A 3,006-nucleotide genomic window follows, 5' to 3' on the forward strand; every position below is an offset into this window, starting at 1 on the left:
TTAGACTAGATCAAAGCCTCGACCGATTAGTATCATTCAGCTCCACACGTCGCCGTGCTTCCACCCATGACCTATCTACCTCATCGTCTCTGAGGGGTCTTTCTTGATTGCTCAAAGGGAAATCTCATCTCGGAGGGGGCTTCATGCTTAGATGCTTTCAGCACTTATCCCGTCCGCACGTAGCTACCCAGCGATGCTCCTGGCGGAACAACTGGTACACCAGCGGTGCGTCCATCCCGGTCCTCTCGTACTAAGGACAGCTCTCCTCAAATTTCCTGCGCCCACGACGGATAGGGACCGAACTGTCTCACGACGTTCTGAACCCAGCTCGCGTACCGCTTTAATGGGCGAACAGCCCAACCCTTGGGACCTACTCCAGCCCCAGGATGCGATGAGCCGACATCGAGGTGCCAAACCTCCCCGTCGATGTGGACTCTTGGGGGAGATCAGCCTGTTATCCCCAGGGTAGCTTTTATCCGTTGAGCGATGGCCCTTCCATGCGGAACCACCGGATCACTAAGCCCGACTTTCGTCCCTGCTCGACTTGTAGGTCTCGCAGTCAAGCTCCCTTCTGCCTTTGCACTCTTCGAATGATTTCCAACCATTCTGAGGGAACCTTTGGGCGCCTCCGTTACTGTTTAGGAGGCGACCGCCCCAGTCAAACTACCCACCTGACACGGTCCTCCAGCCGGATCACGGCTGCGAGTTAGAGACTCTATACGCAAAGGGTGGTATCCCAAGGGTGTCTCCACCGAAGCTGGCGCTCCGGCTTCACAAACTCCCACCTATCCTGTACATCGCGTACAAAGCCTCAATATCAGGCTGTAGTAAAGCTCCATGGGGTCTTTCCGTCCTGTCGCGGGTAACCTGCATCTTCACAGGTACTATGATTTCACCGGGTCTCTCGTTGAGACAGTGCCCAAATCGTTACGCCTTTCGTGCGGGTCGGAACTTACCCGACAAGGAATTTCGCTACCTTAGGACCGTTATAGTTACGGCCGCCGTTTACTGGGGCTTCGGTTCAGTGCTTCTCTTGCGATGACACATCCCCTTAACCTTCCAGCACCGGGCAGGCGTCAGCCCCTATACTTCATCTTGCGATTTAGCAGAGACCTGTGTTTTTGCTAAACAGTCGTTTGGGCCTATTCACTGCGGCTTATGTTGCCATAAGCGTCCCTTCTCCCGAAGTTACGGGACCATTTTGCCGAGTTCCTTAACGAGAGTTATCCCGCGCGTCTTAGAATTCTCATCTCGCCTACCTGTGTCGGTTTACGGTACTGGCGCCGACCTCCTTACTAGAGGCTTTTCTTGGCAGCGTGAAATCCGGTACTTCGCCCTACGGGCTCCACGTCACAGCTCAACCTTGTGTGCCGGGCGGATTTGCCAACCCGACGGCCTCGCTGCTTGTCCGTGCACTTCCAGTCGCACGGTTACCTTATCCTTCTGCGTCCCCCCATCGTTCAAACGGTGGTACGGCGGTACAGGAATATCAACCTGTTGTCCATCGCCTACGCCTTTCGGCCTCGGCTTAGGTCCAGACTAACCCTGAGCGGACGAGCCTTCCTCAGGAAACCTTGGGCTTTCGACGGAGGGGATTCTCACCCCTCTTTTCGCTACTCACACCGGCATTCTCACTTCCAAGCGCTCCACGGCTCCTCACGATACCGCTTCACTGCTGCTTGGAACGCTCCCCTACCATCCCTTACGGGATCCATAGCTTCGGTGGTATGTTTAGCCCCGTTACATTTTCGGCGCGGCGTCACTCGACTAGTGAGCTATTACGCACTCTTTGAATGGTGGCTGCTTCTAAGCCAACATCCTAGTTGTCTGTGCAACGCCACATCCTTTTCCACTTAACATACACTTTGGGACCTTAGCTGATGGTCTGGGCTGTTTCCCTTTCGACTACGGATCTTATCACTCGCAGTCTGACTCCCGAGTACAAGTTGCCGGCATTCGGAGTTTGACTGAATTCGGTAACCCTGTGGGGGCCCCTAGTCCAATCAGTGCTCTACCTCCGGAACTCTACACCTCGAGGCTAGCCCTAAAGCTATTTCGGGGAGAACCAGCTATCTCCAGGTTCGATTGGCATTTCACCGCTACCCACACCTCATCCCCGCACTTTTCAACGTGCGTGGGTTCGGACCTCCAGTCAGTGTTACCTGACCTTCATCCTGGACATGGGTAGATCACCTGGTTTCGGGTCTACGACGACGGACTGATGCGCCCTATTCAGACTCGCTTTCGCTGCGGCTCCGCCTCATCGGCTTAACCTCGCCCGCCATCGTAACTCGCCGGTTCATTCTACAAAAGGCACGCCATCACCCGTTAACGGGCTCTGACTACTTGTAGGCATACGGTTTCAGGATCTGTTTCACTCCCCTTCCGGGGTGCTTTTCACCTTTCCCTCACGGTACTGGTTCACTATCGGTCACTAGGAAGTATTTAGCCTTGGGAGATGGTCCTCCCGGATTCCGACGGGGTTTCACGTGTCCCGCCGTACTCAGGATCCACTCTGGAGGGGATACGATTTCGGCTACAGGGCCGTCACCTTCTCTGGCCGACCTTTCCAGGTCGTTCACCTATCCTATCCCTTTGTAACTCCGTATAGAGTGTCCTACAACCCCAGGAAGCATGCTTCCTGGTTTGGGCTGTTCCCGTTTCGCTCGCCGCTACTCAGGGAATCGAATTTTCTTTCTCTTCCTCCGGGTACTTAGATGTTTCAGTTCCCCGGGTTTGCCTCACGCCGTGCTATGTATTCACACGGGTGTCCCGCCAGTCTCCCGGCGGTGGGTTCCCCCATTCGGATACCCCTGGATCAATGTGTACTTACCACTCCCCAGGGCATTTCGCTGTTCGTCGCGTCCTTCATCGGCTCCTAGTGCCAAGGCATCCACCGTACGCCCTTTCTACCTTGATCTAGCGTCTAAGACACACGGTCCTCACGGACCATATGTGAAATAATTGGTTTGATGTCTTGATGAATCTTCAGTTTTCAAGGAACAA

1 rRNA gene is annotated in these 3,006 nt (G+C 54.7%); it reads right to left on the minus strand.

The window, feature by feature from the left end:
* Positions 1-6 precede the first annotated feature (6 nt).
* Positions 7-2,920: ribosomal RNA gene (locus KNP67_RS15135) — 23S ribosomal RNA — on the minus strand.
* Positions 2,921-3,006 lie beyond the last annotated feature (86 nt).

The sequence above is a fragment of the Exiguobacterium sp. s157 genome, assembly GCF_018618205.1.
GTDB classification, from domain to species: Bacteria; Bacillota; Bacilli; order Exiguobacteriales; family Exiguobacteriaceae; genus Exiguobacterium; species Exiguobacterium chiriqhucha.